Source organism: Clostridium estertheticum (assembly GCF_018861295.1).
Taxonomy (GTDB): domain Bacteria; phylum Bacillota; class Clostridia; order Clostridiales; family Clostridiaceae; genus Clostridium_AD; species Clostridium_AD estertheticum_D.
In genome coordinates, this window is the sequence record NZ_JAHLDM010000001.1 from 80,103 (window position 1) to 104,176 (window position 24,074).

At 30.6% G+C, this 24,074-nt stretch carries 24 protein-coding genes and 1 riboswitch; of the genes, 16 read left to right on the forward strand and 8 right to left on the reverse strand.

The annotated features are described in order from the left end of the window. Positions 1-123: 123 nt before the first annotated feature. The 7 genes from argC to KPL54_RS00355 all read left to right on the forward strand — a co-directional run bounded on the left by argC (position 124) and on the right by KPL54_RS00355 (position 5,283). Positions 124-1,161 (forward strand): N-acetyl-gamma-glutamyl-phosphate reductase, encoded by a 1,038-nt coding sequence (gene argC, locus KPL54_RS00325; protein ID WP_216103708.1) that lies wholly within the window; start codon positions 124-126, stop codon positions 1,159-1,161. A 72-nt stretch (positions 1,162-1,233) separates the two neighbouring features. Further along, the gene (locus KPL54_RS00330; RefSeq protein WP_216103709.1) at positions 1,234-1,767 is read left to right on the forward strand and encodes a GNAT family N-acetyltransferase; all 534 of its coding nucleotides are present in this window, start codon (positions 1,234-1,236) and stop codon (positions 1,765-1,767) included. A gap of 209 nt (positions 1,768-1,976) precedes the next feature. Continuing rightward, positions 1,977-2,213, forward strand: a complete 237-nt coding sequence (locus KPL54_RS00335) for a FeoA family protein (RefSeq protein ID WP_216103710.1) — start codon at positions 1,977-1,979, stop codon at positions 2,211-2,213. A gap of 22 nt (positions 2,214-2,235) precedes the next feature. Next, positions 2,236-2,460 carry a FeoA family protein gene (locus KPL54_RS00340; protein ID WP_216103711.1) on the forward strand — a complete coding sequence of 75 codons (225 nt, stop codon included), beginning with the start codon at positions 2,236-2,238 and terminating at the stop codon, positions 2,458-2,460. 27 nt (positions 2,461-2,487) lie between these two features. Then, positions 2,488-4,554: a ferrous iron transport protein B gene (gene feoB / locus KPL54_RS00345; RefSeq protein WP_253203288.1), complete on the forward strand. Its 2,067-nt coding sequence runs from the start codon at positions 2,488-2,490 to the stop codon at positions 4,552-4,554. A gap of 84 nt (positions 4,555-4,638) precedes the next feature. Next, entirely contained in the window at positions 4,639-4,950 is a 312-nt protein-coding gene (locus KPL54_RS00350; protein WP_216103712.1) for a DUF2325 domain-containing protein, read from the forward strand. A 54-nt stretch (positions 4,951-5,004) separates the two neighbouring features. Further along, positions 5,005-5,283, forward strand: coding sequence for a FeoC-like transcriptional regulator (locus KPL54_RS00355; protein ID WP_071614495.1), 279 nt, complete (start codon positions 5,005-5,007; stop codon positions 5,281-5,283). Positions 5,284-5,340: 57 nt separating this feature from the next. Here the strand turns inward: KPL54_RS00355 and KPL54_RS00360 are convergent, their stop codons facing one another. After that, positions 5,341-7,299: a PAS domain-containing sensor histidine kinase gene (locus tag KPL54_RS00360; protein WP_253203289.1), complete on the reverse strand. Its 1,959-nt coding sequence runs from the start codon at positions 7,297-7,299 to the stop codon at positions 5,341-5,343. Positions 7,300-7,540: 241 nt separating this feature from the next. Between KPL54_RS00360 and KPL54_RS00365 the strand changes: the two genes are divergently transcribed. Beyond that, positions 7,541-8,068: a DUF6241 domain-containing protein gene (locus tag KPL54_RS00365; RefSeq protein WP_216103713.1), complete on the forward strand. Its 528-nt coding sequence runs from the start codon at positions 7,541-7,543 to the stop codon at positions 8,066-8,068. A 208-nt stretch (positions 8,069-8,276) separates the two neighbouring features. Continuing rightward, on the forward strand, positions 8,277-9,323 hold the full coding sequence (locus KPL54_RS00370; RefSeq protein ID WP_216103714.1) for an acyltransferase family protein: 1,047 nt from the start codon (positions 8,277-8,279) through the stop codon (positions 9,321-9,323). A 107-nt stretch (positions 9,324-9,430) separates the two neighbouring features. On the opposite strand, the gene KPL54_RS00375 is transcribed toward KPL54_RS00370, so the two are convergent. The 5 genes from KPL54_RS00375 to mgtE all read right to left on the reverse strand — a co-directional run bounded on the left by KPL54_RS00375 (position 9,431) and on the right by mgtE (position 15,783). Continuing rightward, positions 9,431-11,008, reverse strand: coding sequence for an ABC transporter permease/substrate-binding protein (locus tag KPL54_RS00375; protein ID WP_216103715.1), 1,578 nt, complete (start codon positions 11,006-11,008; stop codon positions 9,431-9,433). Further along, positions 11,001-12,146 carry an ABC transporter ATP-binding protein gene (locus tag KPL54_RS00380; protein ID WP_216103716.1) on the reverse strand — a complete coding sequence of 382 codons (1,146 nt, stop codon included), beginning with the start codon at positions 12,144-12,146 and terminating at the stop codon, positions 11,001-11,003. The genes KPL54_RS00375 and KPL54_RS00380 overlap by 8 nt, the downstream gene beginning before the upstream one ends. A 241-nt stretch (positions 12,147-12,387) precedes the next feature. Continuing rightward, on the reverse strand, positions 12,388-13,017 hold the full coding sequence (locus KPL54_RS00385; protein ID WP_216104298.1) for a TrkA C-terminal domain-containing protein: 630 nt from the start codon (positions 13,015-13,017) through the stop codon (positions 12,388-12,390). Between the two features lie 149 nt (positions 13,018-13,166). Then, on the reverse strand, positions 13,167-14,303 hold the full coding sequence (locus tag KPL54_RS00390; protein ID WP_216103717.1) for an SLC13 family permease: 1,137 nt from the start codon (positions 14,301-14,303) through the stop codon (positions 13,167-13,169). A gap of 136 nt (positions 14,304-14,439) precedes the next feature. Beyond that, entirely contained in the window at positions 14,440-15,783 is a 1,344-nt protein-coding gene (gene mgtE, locus KPL54_RS00395; protein WP_216103718.1) for a magnesium transporter, read from the reverse strand. Positions 15,784-16,122: 339 nt separating this feature from the next. Between mgtE and galE the strand changes: the two genes are divergently transcribed. The 6 genes from galE to KPL54_RS00425 all read left to right on the forward strand — a co-directional run bounded on the left by galE (position 16,123) and on the right by KPL54_RS00425 (position 20,811). Then, positions 16,123-17,109, forward strand: a complete 987-nt coding sequence (galE, locus tag KPL54_RS00400; RefSeq protein ID WP_216103719.1) for a UDP-glucose 4-epimerase GalE — start codon at positions 16,123-16,125, stop codon at positions 17,107-17,109. Between the two features lie 491 nt (positions 17,110-17,600). Further along, a riboswitch (guanidine-I (ykkC/yxkD leader) is annotated at positions 17,601-17,705 on the forward strand. Positions 17,706-17,814: 109 nt separating this feature from the next. Next, complete coding sequence (gene sugE / locus KPL54_RS00405; RefSeq protein ID WP_216103720.1) at positions 17,815-18,135, forward strand: quaternary ammonium compound efflux SMR transporter SugE; 321 nt, start codon at positions 17,815-17,817, stop codon at positions 18,133-18,135. 424 nt (positions 18,136-18,559) lie between these two features. Beyond that, complete coding sequence (locus KPL54_RS00410; protein ID WP_216103721.1) at positions 18,560-18,991, forward strand: hypothetical protein; 432 nt, start codon at positions 18,560-18,562, stop codon at positions 18,989-18,991. Positions 18,992-19,020: 29 nt separating this feature from the next. Then, positions 19,021-19,626 carry a lactate utilization protein gene (locus KPL54_RS00415; protein WP_216103722.1) on the forward strand — a complete coding sequence of 202 codons (606 nt, stop codon included), beginning with the start codon at positions 19,021-19,023 and terminating at the stop codon, positions 19,624-19,626. 21 nt (positions 19,627-19,647) lie between these two features. Beyond that, entirely contained in the window at positions 19,648-19,902 is a 255-nt protein-coding gene (locus tag KPL54_RS00420; protein ID WP_216103723.1) for a hypothetical protein, read from the forward strand. 159 nt (positions 19,903-20,061) lie between these two features. Beyond that, positions 20,062-20,811, forward strand: a complete 750-nt coding sequence (locus tag KPL54_RS00425) for an NADPH-dependent oxidoreductase (protein WP_071614484.1) — start codon at positions 20,062-20,064, stop codon at positions 20,809-20,811. 93 nt (positions 20,812-20,904) lie between these two features. On the opposite strand, the gene KPL54_RS00430 is transcribed toward KPL54_RS00425, so the two are convergent. Continuing rightward, a complete protein-coding gene (locus tag KPL54_RS00430; protein WP_216103724.1) occupies positions 20,905-21,048 on the reverse strand; it encodes a hypothetical protein in 144 nt (47 codons plus the stop codon). A gap of 256 nt (positions 21,049-21,304) precedes the next feature. Here KPL54_RS00430 and KPL54_RS00435 point away from each other — a divergent pair, with 256 nt between their 5' ends. After that, positions 21,305-21,937 (forward strand): hypothetical protein, encoded by a 633-nt coding sequence (locus tag KPL54_RS00435; protein WP_216103725.1) that lies wholly within the window; start codon positions 21,305-21,307, stop codon positions 21,935-21,937. Positions 21,938-22,030: 93 nt separating this feature from the next. Here the strand turns inward: KPL54_RS00435 and KPL54_RS00440 are convergent, their stop codons facing one another. Next, positions 22,031-23,854, reverse strand: a complete 1,824-nt coding sequence (locus KPL54_RS00440) for a MutS-related protein (RefSeq protein ID WP_216103726.1) — start codon at positions 23,852-23,854, stop codon at positions 22,031-22,033. Positions 23,855-24,074 lie beyond the last annotated feature (220 nt).

A 24,074-nucleotide genomic window follows, 5' to 3' on the forward strand; every position in this document is an offset into this window, starting at 1 on the left:
TATAACACAAATATGAATAAATATACAACAATATGAATAAATATTCATGTTGTTGTTGATTTTTTTATAACTCTATTGTATAATAATCTTTATTAATAAATTTTAGAGGCGAGGCGATTTAATATGATAAAAGCAGGTATAATAGGGTCAACTGGCTATGCAGGTGAACAGTTAGCATGGTTTTTATACAAGCATCCCAATGTAGACGTAGAGTTTTATTCTTCACATAAATATGCATACATGACTTATAGTGAAATATATAGTAACTTCTATAGTTATATAGATGATATATGTGTTGATATGGAGACAGCCATAAGCAAGTTATCAGATATAAATGTTCTCTTTATTGCTATGCCACATGGCAAATCATTTGAAATAACACAGAAAGCACTAGCTCTTGGCGTAAAAGTAATAGATTTAGGTGCGGACTACAGATTAAAATCAAAAGATGTTTATGAGAAATGGTATAAAGTTAAACATGAAAGTGAAGGTCTACTAAAAGATGCAGTTTATGGCCTTTGCGAATTAAATAGAGAAGCTATAAAAAGGTGTAATTTATTAGCTAATCCAGGTTGTTATCCAACTGCCACTATATTAGCACTCACACCGATGTTAAATAGCGACATGATAGACACAAGCTCAATCATAGTTGATGCTAAATCAGGAGTATCTGGTGCAGGTAGAGCTGCGAATGTTGCCTCACTTTATACAGAATGTAATGAATCAATTAAAGCTTATGCAGTTACTACTCATAGACATACTCCAGAGATTGAGCAAGAACTTAGCAAGGCATCTGGAAATGATGTAACGATATGTTTTACTCCTCATTTAGTGCCAATGAACCGTGGAATATTATCAACTTGTTATGCAAAACTCACGAAAGATATAACTGAGCAAGATATTATATCTTTATATAGAAATTTTTATAAAGATGAATTTTTTGTGAAAATTATTGATGGATTACCTGAAACAAGATGGGTAAGAGGCTCTAATATATGTCATATTGGGATCAGAGTGGATAAACGCACAAATAGAGTAATAATAATATCTGCTATAGATAATTTAGTTAAAGGTTCGGCAGGTCAAGCTGTACAAAATATGAATATTATGTTCGGAATACCTGAAACCACTGGACTCGAAATTATTGCTATGGCACCTTAAAGTTTGCAAGTTGTTATATATATATTATGTATATAATTATTTGCGGAAATAATATGATATGGGGGTAGATAAATGGATAAAATGTTCTTTGAAGTTAGAAAAGCAGTTACTAGCGACATTGAAGAAATAAGGTTACTAGCAAAAAAATCGTTTAAGTTGTATGCCGAGAATGCAGGAATTACGGGACTAGTAGCACCTTTTGAGGAATCATATGATGATGTATTAAAAGCGATAGAAACTACTAATGTTTTTGTAGCTCTATCGAATGAGGAAGTTATAGGTAGCGTACGAATAGAGGTAAAACCTGATCATAGTGCTTATTTAAGTAGATTTGGGGTTTCGTCGTTACATCAAAATAATGGTATTGGTAAAATATTAATGAATGCAGTTGATATTTCAATGATGGAGCAAGGAGTTACCAGTTTATATCTCCATACTGCATCTAGAATGTTTTCACTTATTAGATTTTATTATGGAAGATGCTTCTATATAGAGTCAACGAATAATGAGCGTGGATATATTAGAGCATTGTTATGCAAAGAATATGCTGTAGCAACATCAAAAGAATCCTTAGATAATATAATTTGTAGCGATAGAGTAGTTTAAAGTGGAGTGAATATCTTAAAGATATTCACTTTTTCTGTATATATTAATTAATTTTAAGAAATTATATGTTTACAGATACACTATAATGTAGTATTATGATAATGGTTCTCAAGTGACTATATATATTATATGAAAATAGAATATATTTTTTAAGGTTATATTGATAATGAGTTTCAATATTAGCAATAATATTTATAAGGAGTGATTATATGACAAAGCAAATATCATTAATTGACGTAGAGATGAAAACTAGAGTTAAGGTAGTTGAAATAGCATTAGAGAGTAAAGTACGCAGAAGAATAATGGACATGGGAATAGTTAAAAATACACAGCTTGTAGTAACAGGGAAAGCCCCAATGGGAGATCCTATAGAGCTTTCGGTTAGAGGATATACATTAAGCCTTAGAAAAAGCGAAGCCAAAGATATTATGGTAGAAGTAGTATAAAAATAATAAGGGAGGCTTAGTGATGAGTATGTCACTTAATTTTATTGAAATGGGAAGATTTGCAAAAATAAATAGTGTACATGGCGGGGAGAATATGTGCAAGAAGATTATGGAGATGGGCATGAGCACAGGTGCTATAATAAAAATCATGAAAAATGATAGTGGTCCGTTAATTGTTAAGGTTGGAGAGAGACGATTAGTGCTAGGACGAAGTATGGCACAAAAGATTATGGCAAGTGAAGTATAAAAATAATAAGAAAATATGGGGGCGTGCATGAGTAACATGAATAATGAGGGGAAAGATTTAGTAATAGCTTTAGCTGGTAATCCTAACTGTGGAAAAACTAGTTTATTTAATGCATTAACTGGTTCAAAACAACACGTTGGAAATTGGCCAGGAGTTACAGTTGAAAAAAAAGAGGGTAGGTTCAAGTTTGAAGGTAGAAACGTGATTGTGGTGGATTTACCGGGAACGTATAGCCTTGGGGCATATTCGGAGGATGAAGTAGTAGCTCGTGATTTTATATTAAAAAGTAAGCCGGATGTTGTAATTAATGTAATTGATTCCAGTAATATAGAAAGAAATTTATATTTAACGATGCAGATTCTAGAAACTGGTGCAAAAATGGTCTTAGCTTTTAATATGATGGATGAAGCAAGAAACAAGAATATAGAAATAAATATTGATAAAATATCGAAAGCCTTAAATGTACCAGTGGTTGCAACAGTTGCGACTAAAAATGAAGGCATGAAAGAACTTATAAAGCAGGCCATGAAAATAGGAGATTCTAAGCAACACAATGTATTTAAAATTAATTATGGCAAAGACATAGAAAAAGAAATTAGAACACTTACAGAAACTTTCGAACAGACTGCGGTAACTAAAGAATATCCAACGCAGTGGTCGTCGTTAAAGCTTTTAGAGGGCGATGAGTATATAAAAAAATATGTGAATGAGAACGAGAATTTCGAAAAGATAAATGATACACTTACTAAGAGTATAGAAGGTTTAATCGTAAAAATAGGTTACGAACCAGACGCATTTATAATAGATAAAAGATATGAACTTATAACTAAAATAGTTTTCGATAGTGTAAAAAAAGAAGGGTCAAATGTTGAGAGTACTTCTGATAAAATAGATAAATGGACTACTCACAAATATTTAGGAATACCAATATTTGCTGTGGTAATGTTCCTTATGTATCAAATAGCAATGACATTTGGAAATGGGTTCTTAGGTGGACTTGTGGATACAGGATTTAGTACTTTTGGAGATTTTGTAGGTGGCATTTTGGCTAGCATGGGAGCGCCGGTATTGTTGCAATCATTTGTAACTGATGGAATAATCGGGGGACTTGGGTCGGTGTTCGTATTCACGCCTATGATTTTTACTATGTATTTTCTCATAGCTATCCTTGAAGATAGTGGATACATGGCAAGAGCAGCTTATATAATGGATAAATTTATGAATTCAATAGGGCTACATGGTAAAACAGCAGTATCTCTTATAATTTCTAGTGGTTGTAATGTAGCAGGAATTATGTCTACAAGGACACTAGATAGTAGAAAAGATAGAATGATAGCTATACTTATAAACCCTTTCGTATCTTGTAGTGCAAGACTTCCAGTCTATGCATTGTTTGCTGGTGCTTTTTTTACAGGTAGAAAGATTTGGTTTTTTGATGCAGGTGGAGTTATTGTCTTTGGTTTATATGTTCTAGGTATTGCAGTTGCAATATTAATGGGTAAATTCTTAAGTGAAAAAGTATTCAAAGGGGAAGAGTCTTATTTTGTAATGGAACTACCACCTTATCGTATACCTACCGCTAAAAGTGTATTTATTCATATGTGGGAAAAATCATCCCATTTCTTAAAAAAGATGGGTACGATTATATTAGGACTAGTTATAGTTGTTTGGATACTCTCAAACTTACCAATGGGAGTTACTCCAGGAACTAAAGATAGTTTAATAGGGTCAGTAGGTTCAATTATTGCACCAATATTTAATCTTGCAGGTTTTGGAACTTGGCAGGCGGGAGTTTCACTTATAACAGGCCTTGCTGCTAAAGAAGCAGTAGTTAGTACTTTAGGGACAGTTTATGCAGCATCAAATGATGCCTCACTAACAGCTGCTATTCAACAGGCATTTACACCACTCACGTCACTAGCGTTTATGGTAATGACTTTATTATATTGTCCTTGTGCAGCAACTATAGGTGCAATTAGGAGAGAAACAAATTCTAGAAAATGGGCTCTTATTGCAGTAATATATACATGCGTTATCGGATGGGTGGGCGGAGTTTTAGTTTACCAAATAGGAAAACTTTTAGGATTCAATTAGTATAAAGGTACATTAAAAAAATAATAATTAATTGATAATGAAAATCAATATTGTGATTATAATATACAAAGGGGAGGTGAACCTATGTGCATATTACTCATAGGTGGAGATAAACTTGGCAATATTACGCAAAAACTAATGCAAAATGGATTTAATGACATAGAGCATATAACCGGTAGAAAAAAGGACGCCAAAAATTTTAGATTACCAGGTAACATAGATTTAGTAATGGTTTTGATAGATTTTGTAGGGCACCAGCTAACAAAGATTGTTAAAGAAGAGTCAAGAAGATCTAATGTTAAAGTGGTATATTCCAAACGTTCATGGATACACATGGAAAAGAAGATACAGGAATGTGCTAAGGAACTTGGGTGTCAACCGAAAGCTACTATTTAGATATAATATAAAAACATCAAATTTAAGGATTTATATAGAATGGAGGAATGTAGAATGTTAATGAGGGTACTTAAAAGATTAGCCGCGGGTGATCGGTATTCGAATAAGCTAATGGCGAAGGAACTTGGAATAGATGAAGGAATGGTTGAGCAGATGTTAATACAACTTGCGCAGATGAAATATATTGAAAAGGAAGATATGACGTCTTGCTCTGGTGGATGTAATTGCGGAAATGGATCTAAAAAGGCAAGCTGTTGTAGTTCAAAAACCGATATAATAATGTGGAGGATTACTAGCAAAGGTAAGGAAGCTGCATTAAGAGTAGCACACTAAAATGGAAAAAAACAAGCTGATAATTATGCTTGTTTTTTTCTTTTTAGATTTTTTTTATTATGAATAAACATCAGAAAGTTCAACTCTTATACTTTGATCTTTACCACGTACTTCACTATTGTATATTTTATTTTCATTAGAAACATTTCTAGAAGGAATACTAACGGTAAACTTACTTCCTGTACCATACTGACTCTCGACTGTTATAGTACCACCGTGCAATTCGACAATAGATTTAACTAGACTTAGGCCGATGCCTGTACCTTCTGCATTTCTTGATAAAGATTTATCTACTTGCTTAAATCTATCAAAGATCATATCAAAGTACTTTTTTTCAATTCCAATGCCATTGTCACTTACTGATATTTCAATAAATTCATTTTTGTCATTAACATTTACTAATATTTCATTACCTGCATCTGAAAATTTGATAGCATTTGATATAAGATTTAATACTACTCTTTCTATCTTTTCTGGGTCGTAAGCAATTATCTTTTCTTCTGTATTAGTATCAAAGATAATATTTAATCCTTTGCTGTCAGTGAAGTTAGTTACAGACAGCACTATATCTTCTACGAATTTAACTATATCGTTATTTGATAGGTTAAGTTTAAAGAAACCTGCTTCGATTTTTGACAAATCAACTATATTATTAATCATTTTAGATAATCTATAGGAGTTTTGTTTAATCGAATCTATATATTTAATGATTGAGTCTTTATTTTCATCAAGGGAGCCACTTTCGCAATACACATTAAATAACTGAGCTGTTGCAAATATAACATTTAGTGGTGTCTTAAGTTCGTGGGATATGTTAACGAGAAATTCTCCTTGTGATCTCAATGCTTTTTCCATATTTATATTAGACTTAATTTCAGGAGTAACATCTATTACTAGTATTAAAATTTCTTGTATTTCGCCAGTTACCTCAAGTACAGGTTCGAATATAATATTAAAATATAATTCATTCCCATTTATAACATAGTGTTGTTTATTTAAATATTTAGTTTTCTTTTCCTTTAAGACTCCGCTAATGCGGCGATCATATTCGCTTGTTTGGAGCAATCCTAACAAAAATTTCATCGCATTGTTTTTTATATTCGTGTTGGTTATAAATTCAGGCGTAATCAATTTAATAGTATTAAGAGCCTTCTTATTAATAGCAATAATTTTTAAATCAGGACAGGATAATCTAACAACAGGTAAATCAAAGGTATTTATCACTCTTTTTAAAATATCAAAACGCCTTTTAATAGCTTCTTCATGTTCTAGGCAGTCATTTTGATGGCTGATTATTCTATTTTGTATTTCTATATTTTGATTTTTGAGAACCCTTTGAGTAACTTCAATAGCAGTGTGAAATATGTATTTCATCCTTCCATTATCAAATATAGGTGTTTGAGTAGAATCCCAATAAGTTTTACCTTTTGTTATATTATCAAATTCGAATTCTTTTATATAACTTGCCTTTTGAGAAATAAGAACAGAATTGAAAATAACTTCAGCTGGAGTTCCGGCAAAGTCAGTTATAACTTCACCTATAGGTTTGCCAATACTATTTTCTTCTTTATTGTAATTAGAGTATGTGAAATTAAGATATTTTTGATTTGTCTTAAGTAATATTAAATCGGGAACACTGTAAACAGCGGCACCTAATATGTTATCAATAAACATTTGTTCAACGAAAATGAGTTTGTCATTAAGCCTGGAATTTGGTTTCTCAACAAAAGTATATAGTTTACTATTTGTCTCAGACACGAGGGATATTGATATATCCACTTCAAGTGCGTTAAGGGATTTTGTGAATATATAGCCAGAGTACTTATTATTTAGTTTATATTCTAAAGGATACAAATTAAATTTTAACATGTTTCCTACTTCTTTAATGGATTTACCAACCAATTCACTCCAAGTGTATTCTGTCAAATCAAGAAATTCCTTATTAACCTCGGTTACAATGTTAGTACACGAATACAAGTATGGAACTATTATTGTTTCACTAAAAGTATTTATCATAAAATAACCCCCACCCCTTAATTCTATACGTATACATGTTACCATATATTACAATAAATTACTATGCTATATAGTAAATTTATATAATTTTTATCATTATGTATTATTTAAAAAAATATTATTGGAAAAATATTACAATAGCGATACAATAGTGATATACTTAAAATTGACAAATAAACTAAAGAATTACATACAATATTATGTTATTGCCATAACATAATATATAAGGGAGGTTTTTTTAATGAAACTAGATAAAATAGGAGGTAAATTCCTTGATGCATGTGAAAAACTATTTGCCAATCGTGGTAGGTGGAGTGTCGTAGGTAGTATATTATTGGTGATTATTATAATAGGTACAGGAGGTTTTTATATTTCACAACACAAACTAAATAAACAGGATAGTCCTAAAATTGTACAAGCTGTTCAGATAAAGCAGCAGTTAGAGGCTAAGCAGGTTGTAATAAAACAAAACCATAACACACAAAATATAAGTGATAAAGAACTAGTACTATATAATACGATGCATAAAATGATAAATACTAAAATTGTGGCAGAAGATGGAAAGATATGGGGAGAGATAGAGATAACTGATGGCAAGTGTGACCAACTAATTAACGATGTTTCAAAAAGTGGGTATCCTGATAAGGTAGTGCTTTTAGAGTTTCTTACTCGTTGGAAAAATAAAGATTTTAAGAATGGAGTTGAGGAGCACAATTACTTATGGGATGGCCTTAACGGTACAATCGGAAAGGCAAAATCTCTTAGATGATAACGATATCAAAAACATATAATAATTTTGAAAAAGTGTCTATAGGCACTTTTTTTAGTTGATTAATATAGACGTATTATTATTAGGTAAAATAAAGTTAGTTGGAGAAAAAAGTTGAAAGATGTCGTAACTGATAGTATAATGCGTATGTAACTTTCTTTTTCATATGCTAGTAAAAAACTTATGGAATTCTTTAAGGGGTGTATTTATGAAGAAACATTTAAGTGAACTACAAGTGTATAGTGGGATAGCAATTTTATTTGTCACACTTATACATAGCAATGCATTTTTTCTACTCAGTATATTACACTTAAAAACTTATGTTCAAGTGGGGTTTCTATTTAACATTGTAGATAAAGTTGTCCATGTAGCAGTTCCAATGTTTATATTTATTTCAGGGTATAAATACGAAATGCATGACAAAAATGAAATATATACTAAACTTATATATAAAGAATTTACTAAGATTATTAAACCATTTCTTATTGTTAGTATATGTTGGATATTATTTGAGTGGGGTAAGCTTTGTATAGAAAATATAATGCTAAATGATCATGTTAATATTTATTATGTTTTTATGAATTGCTTAAAGGATCTATTTAATACATTTTTAGGCGATAATTTTGCGTATCAATTATGGTATATTCCTATGTACACACTTGTTGTATTCAGTTATCCTATTATAATTAAATTTTTAAAAAATTCTAGAATAAGACTGATTATTTTATACATCATAGCTATTATAATAACTGTTATTCAAAATAAAACAAAACTACTTGCTAGCCCACATATGCAGCCTATTAATTTCATATATTACTTTTACTTATACGAGTTAGGAGTCCAATTGTATTCTAAAAGAATTAAAAAGAAGTATATAAAAATAACTATTACATCTTATCTGTTTTTATTACCAGTAGTATCACTCATAAAAAATCCACTTATAAGTAATTTAAGCACAAATTTAATTTTCACTCCTATTGCAGTAGTTGCAATGTATTATATAGCGGTATATTTAAAAAATAGTAAAATACTATTAATCTTAGGTAAATATTCTTTCGCAATATATTTGTTCCATGAACCAGTGTTTGTAAGTAAGATATCAAGATTATTAGTTAGTCATGGTTTATATAGTTCTAAGGTCATGATACCATTTATAGCAGTAGGTTCCATTATACTTAGTATTTGTTTCTATAAGATTTTAATAAAAACATCTTTAGGTAAATATGTTTTTAATATTAAAGATAACTTTAACTAGATTTTGTAATAATAAATAAAAAAGGTGTGATATATTTTTAAATATACCACGCCTTTTTTATTATAATAGCTCCGTAGGAGATAATTTAATAGCTCCGTAGGAGATAATTAATCAATTAAGTGTTTTGATCTTAAAAAGTCTTCGGCAACTGTTTTAGATTGTGCGCCATTATCTACTTTTAAGTTCATAGCTCGCATTTCATCATCGTTAATTTTTCCATCTAAGGCTGATAAAACACCCTTTAGCTCAGGATATTTTTTCAATGTATCTGCGTTTACGAGTGAAACTGCATAATATGGTGGGAAGAAAGCTTTATCATCTTTTAAAAGTTTTAAATCAAACTTTTTAATTAACCCATCAGTGGAGAATGCATCTAAAACCTGGGTTTCACCATTTTTAAGTGCTGTATATCTAAGTCCACCATCTATACCTTTTACACTTTTGAATTTTAAATTATATTTTTTCTGAAGTCCAAGATAACCATCTGGTCTATTAGCAAAATCCATAGTAACTCCAGCGGTTACGGTTGGACTTATTTTTGCTAAATCGGATATAGTTTCTAAGTTATTCTTTTTTGCAAAATCTTTTTTTACTGCAAGTACGTAAGTATTGTTAAATCCTATTGGTTTTAACATTTCTATACCGTACTTTTTAGCCAAAGCTGCTTTTCCAGTATCGTAAACTTTTGTTGGATCGCTCATAGTAGGTTGTTTTAACATATTTACAAGAACGGTACCAGTATACTCTACATACAAATCTACGTCTTTTGATTTTAGGGCACTAAATACTACGTTAGTTCCACCTAAATTCAATTTTCTTTCAACTTTGTATTTTGTTTTAGCTTCAATTAATGAGGAGACCATATCTCCAAGTACTAATTGTTCATTAAAGTTCTTAGATCCTACTACTATCTTATTTTTATCATTAATAAAACTTGTAGCTACTGTTGATAATATAACTAAAAGTACAATTCCTGAAGTTATAAGTTTAAATTTTTTACTTCCCAATAAACCTTTGCGTTTAGAACCTTTACTATGAGTAACTTTTATTCCCTCAGGAACTACGATGTTTTCTATCTTACCTAGTACAAAATCTAATACAATAGCAAGGATACAAGCAGGGATAGCTCCAGCAAGAATCATGTTATTATCGACAGTTTGAACTCCGGAGAATACTAAGTATCCAAGACCACCAGCTCCTATGAAGGCAGCTATAGTCATAAGCCCAACAGCTGTAACTGAAGATATTCTAATACCTGACATGATAATTGGCATAGCTAGGGGAAAACGAACTTTTAGAAGTACCTGAGTATTGGTAAGTCCCATACCATCGGCAGCTTCAATAAGTGCAGGGCTGACGTTCGTGAGTCCTGTGAATGTATTTTTTACAATTGGTAGAAGAGAATACATAACTACCATTATAATTGCGGGTTTACTACCAATACCAAGTGCTGGTATTAAAAATCCAAGCAACGCAAGACTAGGTATTGATTGGATTACATTTGTAACACCAATTACAGGAACCGAAAGTTTTCTATATCTAACTATAAGTATACCAAGTGGTATAGCAATTAATATAGCAATAACAATTGAAAATAAAGTTAGTTGAATATGTTGCATAGTTAGATCTATTATTTGAGCTTTTCTTTCTACTACGAAATTAAAAAATGAAGTGAAACTATTCATTAACATCTACCTCCATATCTATGAATTGATTACTTAATATAGATAAAAGGCTGCTCTTTGTAAGAAGGCCTACTAACTTATGGTTATCATCAACTACTGGAACAAAATTTATATCTTCCTTTTTTATAACCTCTAATATATTTATTATTGAATCTTCTTGGTTTACGGTTATAAGCTGAGTTTCCATTAAGTCTTTTATTCTTTTAGTTTTATCTGGATCTTTTCTTAGAGTTGTTCTAATTTGCTTTAACGTAACAAGTCCAGTTAGCGTATTACCTTTATCTACAACAAGTAAACTATCTACATTGTTAGATTTCATTATTTCAAGTGCTTGGAGTATTGTTCGTTCTCCAACTGATTTTACAGGCTTATCTATCATAATATCTTTTGCCATAATTAACTCAGGCTGATTCCATATTCTATTTTTACCTACGAAGTCACGTACAAAATCATTAACAGGATTCTTTAAAATTTCTGATGGCGTATCAAATTGAACCACATATCCACCATCCATAATACAAATTCTATCGCCGAGTTTTAATGCTTCATCCATATCGTGAGTTACAAATATAATAGTTTTTTTGTAGTTTTGTTGGATATTAAATACTTCATCTTGAAGCTGAGTTTTTGTTATAGGGTCCAGGGCACTAAAGGGTTCATCCATAAGTATAACATCAGGATCCATTACAAAAGCTCTTGCAACACCTACTCTTTGTTGCTCACCTCCACTTAACTGATTGGGGTATTTATCTATATATATATCGGGATCTAGGCCTACCAGTGTTAATAACTCAATTACTTTAGTGTGCAACTTTTCTTTTTCCATTTTTTCTATAGAAGGAATTAATGCTATATTATCACCTATAGTTAAATGTGGAAGTAGACCTGCTTGTTGTATAACATAACCCATGTTACGTCTTAATTTTATGGTGTTTTGGTCTCCGATCTTTTTACCATTAATCAAAACTTCACCAGAAGTGGGAGTTATTAATTTATTAATCATTTTTAGTGTTGTAGTTTTACCGCAACCACTAGGTCCTATAAAAACTACTAATTCTTCATCTTGTATAGTAATATTTATATCTTTTAATATTTTTCTACCATTAAAGCTTTTGCTTACATTTTTAAACTCGATCAAGTTAAAACCTCCTAATTTTATAAAGTAACAACTCCTATTATAACATTGAGTTGTTACTTTGTAAAGATTGTGCAAATTCATAAAAGTTTGTATAGAATTATTACTAAATTATTATTTATCTATTAAAGCGTATTTATGCAAACTTTTTGTAAGTTAGGTTTCTATTTTAATGAGGTGTTTTAATGGAATTTAATTTGAGCAGAAAAAGGCGATATATTTTAATAATATATCGCCTTTTTCTTTATTGATTTCCATAAAGAAAAGTTTTAATTCTATTATAACTACCCTCATCACAAATTACTATGAAGACATCTTTGATTTTGAAGGTAGAATGTGGACCCGGCGAAAGCATTAGTTTATCATCACGCCTGATACCGATTATAGTTGCACCTGTACTTTGCCAAAATTTAGATTCAGATACTGTTTTATCTATGATAACCATTTCAGGCTGTATTTCAAATTCATACGGAATAAAGGGATTGCTATTTTTAAATCTACTAGAATAATCTATTAGTTCATCAATAGAATAATTTATACTTTTATCTAACTCCTTTTTCTTTTCGAGTAAGTTAAAAATATTTTGTTTAATAGAACTTATTGAATCTATATCTTTAAATTTATCAATAAACTTTAGGCAATTATCCACGGAGGTTATGACTATTCCACTCCCTTTAGTAACGGTAACTATATCCATGTCACTTAGAAGAGTTACGGATCTTCTTATAGTTTCTGGTGATACGTTATATTCGCTCGCAAGAGAAGAGCGACCATATAGTTTATCTCCTATACAAAAATCCCCTGATAATATTCTATTAGTAATATCAATAGCTATTTTTTTATAAATAGGTTTTAAAATAGTGTTAGTTGGCATTTTTTTTATTTTATCAAAAGGAATATTTAAACTTTTGACAAATCCTCCTCCCATATAGTGTAGGTTTCAGTAAATAATTTATATGAATATTATTGCTTTTATAAGAATAAGTATAAATTACTATGTTAATATTGTCTACAGTAGGTACTTTAAAATATAAAAATAAAGTAAAGTACAAAGGTGAATACTAGTAAGCTAATTAAATTATATAATGTAAATAAGGTGAGATATCTACTTTGAGCATTTGCAGTTCGTTTTTTTATGTAGAGCTTATATGAGATAACACTAGCTAAGGAAGCAACTAGTGTCCCAAGTCCACCTATATTTACTCCAAGTAAAAGTTCCCTCCAGTTCGAAGTGAAATTTGCGAGAAGTATTGAACATGGCACGTTACTAACAACTTGACTTAATATAATAGATGAGAAATAAGTTGTTGTTTTGTTTTGCAAAAAACTTCTTGCTAGCGATTTTATAAAAGGTAAACTTGATAAATTACCAATAAATACAAAGAAACATACAAATGTAAGTAATAAAATATAATCTACTTTTAACAATAGTTTTTTATTTAATATTAGCACTGTAAGCAGTGTAATGATAAAGGCTAATTTATAATTTATTATATTAAACACAGATAATATAATAAATATAAATAGAAGACAAAAAACCATCACTTTTACTTTGTTTTCAATAATTATGTTATCTAAATCAAATTTAAGTTTTTTATTTTTTTGGAAATTATTTAGAATAAAAAGCCATACAATACCTAAAAGTGTAAATGGAATCATTGTTTTCAAGAATTCAAAGCCTGTTAGTCTATAATAGGAGAAAAGAAATAAATTCTGTGGATTCCCCATAGGGGTAAGGCCACTACCAATATTAGCGGCTAAAGTTTGAAATATAACTAATTTCATAGGACTAATACTCGCGCGTTTACTTATTATAAGGGCTAAAGGCACAAAGGTTATTAAAGCCACATCATTGGTTATAAGCATAGAGCTAAAAAAAGTTAAGTATATTAAAATAAAAGAGATCTTTTTAGAACTATCGTATTTAATAAGCAAAGTTACAGCTAGTTTGTCGAGCACCTTCATATGTTTAAAGGCACTGACGATGAGCATAAGATTAAATAATGTAAATAAAACCTTAAAATCAATGTATTCTATTTTAGGAGTGGAAAAGAATGATGTTATAACAGAAAGTGCTAAAGCTAGCGAAAAAACTAAATCTTTTTTTAATATAATTAATATCTGTGCAATGTTATTCTTAAGAGAACCTATGCTTAACATATCTCATCACCCACCCTAAAGTTAACGTATAAAACTATAATTTTACATGTAAAAAAAGTATATATTACGTATAGTTCTTAGCGAAGTGAATGCATTAATCGTATTGCAATACGCGTAATATATACTTTTTTCTTTTTTATATTAAGTAAGGTAAAAATAGTGTTGCAAGACCTAGGAAGAAAAAGAAACCCAAAACGTCGGTTACTGTAGTAACAAATACAGCAGAGGCAAGTGCTGGATCAATATTGAGTTTCTTTAGTATAACTGGGACCGTAAAACCTGATATGGTTGCAGCTACCATGTTTAAAACCATAGAAAGACCAATAACTACTCCAAAAACAATATTCTTTTCCCATAAGTAACCTAAAATTGCTACAGCGATACCCATTGCGATACCTGTAAGTAGACCTACACCGAATTCTTTTAATAATATTTTAAGGGAATTTTTAGCGTCTATTTCTCCAAGGGCTATGCTACGAATAATAATAGTTAGGGTTTGGGTGCCTGCATTACCTCCCATACCTGCAACTATTGGCATGAAGGTGGCTAAGGCTACGACCTTTTGTATGGTTCCTTCAAAAAGGCTAACGGTTGCGGCTGCAAGGATTGCAGTTAATAGATTTACAAATAACCAGGGTAATCTACTTCTCACAGCAGACTTAAGTGACCCAGTAACCTTTTCATCTTCTTTTATACCTGCAAGACGATATAAATCCTCAGTATGTTCATCGCTAAGAATTTCCATTACATCATCTGAAGTTACTATTCCTAAAATTTGCATAAATTCATTTACTACGGGCATTGTCAAATAACCGTATTTTTCAAATATGTGGCCAACCTCTTCTTTATCCATATCAACTGGTATACTCATGGCATTATCATTCATAATATCAGATATTTTTACATTAAAGCTGTTAATTACAATATCTCGAAGGGATATAACTCCCTTTAAAAGAGCATTTTCATCAACTACATATATATAATAGGCATTATCTACGTCAGGTGTTTCCTTCTGAAGGTAATGCAGAGTCTCGCCGATAGTCATATTTTCTTTTATACTGACAAATTCCTTTGCCATAATTCCACCTGCACTATCTGGAGGGTAGGTTAATAATTCGGTTACTTCATCAACATCTTCTTTATCCATATTTATCATGATGTTTTTAGCTTCGTCGTCTGTTACAGCTTCTAATAAATCAACCAATTCATCTGAGGACATTTCATGTATGATTTTCTTTTGCATGATACCTTCATGAATTGATAGGAGAGCGTATTTTTCATCATCATCCGCATCATCAATAATATCTGCAATAATATTTGGGGATAGTTTTTTAAATAAATCCAACTTAAATCCTTCGTATTGCCTAATAGCTATTAAAATATCAGCAGGATGAATAAATTGAATAAGTTTATTTACTTCATCTATAGACTCAGTTAATAAAAATTCAGTTAGTTCTATTTCGTTTAATTTATGTGACATGTTAAACCTCCTAATTGTGGCTAGAGGGAAAAGTTTCAAAATAGCGGTACTTGCGCACTAGTATATATGAATTCTCTCTTTATAATAATATTAAACTTTATACAATATATATTTTGACCAGGTCCAGAATCCATTTATACTACCTCCCATAAAAATAGCTTTTTAGCACAGTACTAAAAAGCTTAAGTAATTAAGATAATTTATTATATTCCACGAGGCACTGTAGTGTCAACCGTATAGAAATAATGTAACCGAATAACAAATTTATGACTAATAGAAAAAATGTGTTAAAATGATTATAGATTAAATAAAAAGCTTTATGAGAGGAGAATTTAGTTAATGGCAATTTTGGTATGTGGTGGAGCAGGTTATATTGGAAGTCATATGGTGGCTGAGCTTTTAGAAAAAGGTGAAGAGGTAGTTGTTTTAGATAATTTTCAAAAGGGACATCATGATGCATTAATAGGTGGAAAGCTATACTGTGGAGATTTAAGAGATGATGTTATACTTAACAAAGTTTTTACGGAGAATACTATAGATGCAGTTATAGATTTTGCAGCAGATTCATTAGTAGGTGAGAGTGTTGTAGAACCTTTAAAATATTTTGAAAATAATATTGGTTCTACAGTAAATTTATTAAAGGCTATGAGAGATCATAAGGTTAAATATATAGTGTTCTCATCGACTGCAGCAACTTACGGTGAGCCAGATAATATTCCTATACTTGAAGATGACAAGACTTTTCCTACTAATCCTTATGGAGAATCAAAGCTATGTGTTGAAAAAATATTAAAATGGTGTGATAATGCTTATGGCATAAAATATACTGCTTTAAGATATTTCAATGCAGCAGGTGCACATATAAGTTCGAAAATAGGAGAAGATCATAGACCGGAATCACATTTGATACCGATTATTCTTCAGGTAGCACTTGGACAAAGAGAAAAGATTATGATATTTGGTGATGATTACAAAACAGAGGATGGTACTTGTGTTAGAGATTATGTTCATGTAACTGACCTTGCTAGTGCTCATTTACTTGCAGTTAAGAGGCTTAGACGAGGAGAGGACAGTATAACTTGTAATCTTGGAAATGGAAAAGGATTTTCTGTTGCAGAGGTTATTGAAGCAACAAGAAAAGTTACTGGAATTAACATAAAGGCTGAAATGGCACCTAGACGTGCAGGAGATCCAGCAGTACTTATAGCTTCTAGTGATAAGGCTAAAAAAGTTCTCGGATGGGAACCTAAATATGCTTCTCTTGAAACTATTATAGAAACTGCATGGAATTGGCATAAAGGTCATCCACAAGGATACATTAAATAAGAAGCTATCCTTATGAAATTTCTCTTATGTGTCTCGAAATAAGAGTTTAAAACATGAAATCGCATTAAGGAATTCTAATGTTTTGTTCAATATTATATTCTCAACCTCTGGGTAGTCCTCTGGGGGGCGTAACAATTATTAATTGTTACGTGCTCACATTCGACGTCCTGTCTCGGGTTCGCTAGCCTGGGCCTCTGGGTAGTCCTCTGGGGAACATAACAATTATTAATTGTTATGCAACCTGTCAGGCTTACGAGAATTTAATATTGGCAAAACAAGAATTTCTAAATGGGATTTCAATTGTTTCTGCACTTCTTATTTCAAGTCACTTCCAGAGAAAATTTATACTAGGATGGGTCTAGAGGGATAGTGTTAAAAAAACGATTTAATCCTAGTCTAAATTCTTTTAGGTGTTAGGCTGTCGTCTTGCTTTATACTAAGTAATTAATGAAAACATAATTGGTAAAAAAGAGTTTGTAAAACTCATATAAATAAAAGTTTTATAGGGTTCCGCAGTTTTAGGTTTATAACTGGACTGGTCCAAGATAAAACGCACAGTTTAATTGTGTTCACGGAAGGATAAAAGCCTGGGAGATATTCTACAATATCGTCTTTGGCTTTTATTTTTTGTTATTGTTAAGGGCAAATTTATTAAGTACTAATAAATATTAAAAATTTTTATATTAGAAGAGGAGAGTGAAAATTATGCAATGGGTGTCTTTAGTTATAGCAGGATTTTTTGAAATGGGTTGGGCTATAGGACTTAAATATTCACAAGGATTCACAAAGCTTGTACCGAGCGTATTTACGATATTGGGAATGATAGCAAGTTTCTATTTTTTGTCTTTATCATTGAAAAGCCTTCCAATAGGAACTGCATATGCAATTTGGACAGGAATTGGTACAGTTGGTACTGTGATTTTAGGAATAGTATTATTCAAAGAACCTGTAAATGCAATGAGGTTAGGCTGTATTGGATTTATAATAATAGGAATTGTAGGATTAAAATTGGTGTCACCTAGTTAATGAAATTTCTCACTTGTGCCTTGAAATAAGAGTTTGAAACATGAAATCTCATTAAGAAATTCTAGTGTTTTGCTCACGTAAAATTCTCAACCGCTAGGTAGCTCTCTGGGGGGCGTAACAATTCTCAATTGTTACGTACTCACATTCGGCATCCTGCCGGTTCGCTAGCCTTCCTTTCAGGAAGTCTCACGAGAATTTTACATTCGCAAAACAAGAATTTCTAAATGGGATTTCAATTGTTTTTGCACTTCTTATTTCAAGTCACTTCCCGAGAAAATTCATACGAGGATGGGTCTAGGGGGAGGGTTCATAAAAAATATCTACCATTATTGGAATATAGTAATGTGGAGATATGATATAATTTCTATAGATTTAAGTCGAGTTTGTAAAATAATCAAGGCATATAGAAGAAGGAGTGATGGCTATGAAGTTAATTATATACTCAATAATTTGTGGATTTTTAGGTCTAATATTGGGATCGGTAATTTTAAATATAGGTGGTCAAGCTGGTGAGTTTGGCATTATTTTATTTGGGTTAATCGGTTTTTTTAGTCCTGCATTTTATCAATTGAATAAAATATACACTGATAACAAACATAGTAATAAAATTAAATTTGATGTTGACATACTCTCAACACTTAATGATTTAAAGAGTAATAAAATAATTACTGATGATGAATTTGAAAAATCATTATGTAATCTTGATTTAGTTGATGAGAGCAATGAAAATATCAGGAAGTACGATGAAAGTGTTAAAGTTATATTTAATTTATCTCAAAAGAATATTATTTTAAAGGATGAAGATGATTATAAAAAGAAAATAATATTGTTAAAGCATTTATATAAACAAATATAATTAAAAAACATTGGAGGTATAGTAAAATCATGAATATTGAAAAAACCATTTTAGCACTTAAAAAAAATAATTATGAGGTTAGTTTCTTTAAAACATCAGAAGATGCAGCACAGTATTTAGAAAGTAGACTTAATGACGAATACATAGGCTTTGGCGATTCTCAAACTATGTTTAATATGAACCTGTTTGATAGGTTTTCATCACACAACAAGGTTGTTGATCCTAAGCATTGTGAAGCAGAGGCAACATTCCGTGATACTGCCATAAAGTGTTTGACTACAGATATTTTTTTTACTTCAGTGAATGCGCTGTCAGAAACGGGAGAGATGGTAAATATTGATGGCACAGGTAATCGTGTAGCTGGTTCACTGTTCGGTCACAAGAAGGTATATTTTGTTGTCAGCACAAATAAAATTGAACCTACGCTTGAAGCTGCTATCTGGCGTGCTCGTAACATTGCTGCACCTAGTAATGCCAAGAGATTAGGAATAAGAACACCGTGTGCAGTAAAAGGAGATCGCTGTTATAATTGTTCCAGTCCAGATCGCATTTGTAATGGTCTTTTAATTTATTATAAAAAGATGAATAACACCGATATGGAAATCGTATTAATAGATGAAAAAATTGGATTTTAATCTAGACGGAGGGGTGTTTTTGTGGGAGTTTTATTTTTAATCGTTATTTTTCTTGTTCCAGTACTTTTAACTATAGTTATGTTAGATAAATATACAAAAAATAAGACTTCAATACAAATAATGTTAATAGGCATAGAAGTTACTATTGTTGGAGTAGCAATTATAGCATTTGGTGGGGGTGGGTTTTCGTCTAATGAGACCTTTTATTTTAATATAATAGGTTCTATTATTGTTGTAATGGGCATTACCTCAAGTGTATATGGGGTTAAGAAATAATTTTTAATAGGAGTTCTTATTAAACTTTGGAATAATGATAATAAAATTACGACATTAAAAACCAGAGTAAATTTGAACATATTGACAAAGAAAAAGATAGAGAGTATTATGTAAATAATAAGAGCTATTAACAAATAATAAATGACTGGAGACGAGAATATGAATGAAGTAATTAAATTATTAAATGATCATAGATCAGTTAGAGATTATAAATCTGATGCTGTAAGTGAGGAAGATTTAGACCTAATAATAAGAGCTAGTCAAGCGGCTCCTTCTTCTATAAATGGGCAACAAGTTACTATAATTAGTGTGCAGAATATTGAGAAGAAAAATAAGTTATCAAAACTTGTGGGAAATCAAGTTTATGTAGATAAAGCGCCTGTTTTCTTAGTGTTTTGTGCAGATTTTTATAGAGCTAAACTTGCGTCTGAAATAAATGGTGAAGAGTTTGTAATTACTGAAAGTGAAGAAGCAAAATTAGTAGGTGCAGTAGATGTAGGATTGGCACTTAGTAATGCGATAGCTGCAGCAGAGTCATTAGGTCTTGGAATTGTACCAATAGGAGGTATCAGAAAAGAGGCAGAGGCAGTAGCTGAACTTTTAGAATTACCTGAACTTGTATATCCTATGGTAGGGCTTGTCATTGGTCATCCGGCTGATAAGTCAGAAGTTAAACCAAGATTTCCTAAAGATGTAATTTATAATAAAGAAGTTTACAATAAAGATTCTTTAGAGTTAAAATCAAAAATTAAAAAATATGATAAAGTAGTTAAAGATCATATGATAAAAGTAACAAATGGTAGACTTAGTAATTCATGGAGCCAGGATATATCAGGAACATATAAATATTTTTATTATCCAAAAGTTAAAGAATCACTTGAAAGACAAGGGTTTAAAGGTAATAAATAATTTTTTAAAAAAATTGTATAAACTTTCCTTGAGGACAATTATATCCTTAGGTTAGCATATACAATTTTTTTAATTTTTTTGTATTTTATTGAATCATTCAGCTAAGACTAGATAAACACCATATTTATCTTTATAGTCTTTTGTTTTGCTGGCAAAATCGGATAAAAAGTAACCTTTAAAAAGAGCAATTATAGAAATTACTATAATAAAATTTTTTAACTTCGAATTAATTTTCATAAGATTACATTTCTCCTTTCTCTCTATTACTATGTTACTATTTTGCTCTAAAATAATATTAAAAACCTATTGAAACATAGGGAAATTACTAAGATATATACATGGTTAAATTGTTAATCAAAAATGCTTGTGGTAATTTTATTATTTGAAAAGTTACACTAAAACATGGATAAATTTTTTGTTAACAATCTGTAGTAAAGTATAAAATGATTATAAATATGATAACATATTGATATTAAGCAGAAAAAGGGGAAATATGACGAAAAACAAAAGAATAAAAAAATATAATCAAAAAAAGAAAAAAATATTATCATTGTCATTGATTATTTTATTAGGAGTATTTGTCGTCTTTTTATCTATAATATCAACTAATAGTAAAGTAAATCTTAGGAAAACCAATTCAACAGAGGGGTTAAATAAAAATAAAAATACCTTGGTAAAAGGTGGTGTTATTAAGATAACTCAAAAGGATGTAGATGAGAGTAAAAAAGCAGAAGATAAAACTTTGGGTATTGATAAAAAGAAAGAATTAGAAATTATAAGAGAGGAGGTTAAAAAGTCTAAATATGTTACTCGAGAAAAGGAAAAAAACACCAAAGATGTTCTAGTGCAAGCTGCAAATAAGCGCCTTTTGTTAATAAAAGTGCATGGCGAGCTAAAAAATGCATATTCGCAAGTTGAGTCACAAAAGGAGAAACAGGTGATAGCGATAATGATTTCAACTGTAGACAAACTTGAAACTAATCCTTCCTATGATTTTAAGACAGATCAAGCTAGTATTAAATCTACTTATAACAAGCTTGATGCCAATAGTAAGAGTAACATCAAGAATGCAATACTTTGCAATATTGATGCAGATAGTATAACACAATTGAAAAAATCTTTCTGATTATAAAAAATAAAAGAAAAGCTATCAAAATACACTACATGCATTTTAATAGTTTTCATTTAAAAAAATAATAGATATTAAAAAAAGTTGAGTTTATTTAGGAAGATCGATATCGCTAGGAATTTCAAGTCCTGCCATTTTCATTAAGTATAATGCATTTCTAGTGGTAGAAACACCGGTTCGTAATTTATAGTCAAAGTATAGTTTATCATCTTTATAATATTCACGAAGGTGATAATTTCTAACTTTTCTATTTGTCTTTTCTATTTCACCAAGTTCTAGGTCATGGGTAGATACAAAACCTAAAGCATTTTCATTACTTAGTTTTGCAACTAAAACTTTAGCACCAGTATGTCTATCAATAGAGTTAGTTCCTTTGAAAATTTCATCCAATAAGAAAAAAATGGGGGTCTTATCTTCAGTTGCAGTTACAAGTTTTTTTATTCTTAAAAGTTCTGCATAGAAGGAGGAAATATTTTTTTCTAAATTATCACTTGTCCTCATGCAAGTATAGATATCCATTATAGAGCAGTTAAAACTTTCACAGCATACGGGAGCACCGGTATAGGCTAAAACCAAATTAATGCCCGTTGTACGAAGTAGTGTGCTTTTACCTGACATGTTGGAACCTGTTATTAAAATAATGTTTTGTGACTTGTCTATATGAATATCATTGTATATTCTCTTATCTCCAAGTAATGGATGGCCGAGTTTTTTAGCATCGAATATAGGTGGATTATCTTGGAATTTTGGCATAGCCCAATCACTGTGCTCAAAGGCAATGGTTGATAAACTATTTAATGCCTCCATTTCACCTATAACTTCAAGCCATGTTTTTAAAGAGGATGCACTAGCTTTTTTAAAGCGTTGTAGATTGATTAAACATTGATAATCCCATAGAGTAAGTATATTTATAGGGAAATAGTAAATGTTTTTTCTGTCAGATATTACAGTTACTAGATTTGCCAACTTTTTAATCTGAGTGGAAGCTTTCATTCCATCTTTATTTATAAGCTTTTCTTTTAATTTAATTAAGTACTCTGAGTCGAACTTCTTCTTTTCTATGTGCTTAAGTAACCTATTATATATAAGAATAGAATCTTTATATTGATACACGGTGTCCAAGTTTCTACTTACTTCTTTATATCCAACTAAAAGAAGAATTATGTGAAGGACTATTGCTAACATAAATATTTTATATGATATTATAGATAAAATAAAAGAGGCTACTAGAAGAGAGAAAATTATTATCGGCAATATTCTTATTACGGCTATGATTATTGGTTTTAGGAAAAATTCATTTTTATCCTCTGCCCACTTAAATAATTCTTCTGGGTCATGATTTTTATTTTCACTAAGTATTGCTTCTGCTTCAAATCTTTGTGTCCATCCAATATTTTTAGCGAGCTCTTTTATGGCTTTCTGCCTTTTGTATATTTCTTCGATATTATACTTAGGTTTTTGGAGCGTTTCTTTAAGCTTTTGACGTCCTAGGTAAGTTATACAGGTGTTTATCCATTGGAAAAGAGAGTTATCACCAAATATATCTAGATCTCTTGAGTAGCTGTGAGTTTCATCAACGAAGTCCTGACCACTATCAGAAAAACCCTTCCAATTATTATCGAGACGTTTTAGACAATTTTCATTAATTTCACATAAAATAGTACAGCGGATTTTATTATACTTTATTTTTTTATGTTTTATTGCAAGTGTTATGAATACGATAAGTGTTGTAATTAATACAAAAACACTTAAGTAATAAGTAGCTCGCATATAGAAGAAAATTGAAAAACTTAGTCCGGCTACAAAGATTATTAATCTCAATAAGCTTATAAAACTTATGGTTTGGGTTTGTTTTTTTAATAAATCTTCATAATGTTTCTTTCGATTTGCATAAGATGATTTTTGTCTTTCCATAATAACCTCCTAGATGATTACTTAATTAAATCATCACCTGCGGTGATGTATTAACGACTTCAGAAGAGTATAGATACCCTTGCTGAAATTTATTTTTGGTATATATAACTTCTATTTATGAAAATATAAGATTTACCTTCTGAAATGTCGTTAAATACATAATACCATATTAAAGGTCCGGTCCGCAATTTTCTATATTAGTATAATATTGTAAAATAAA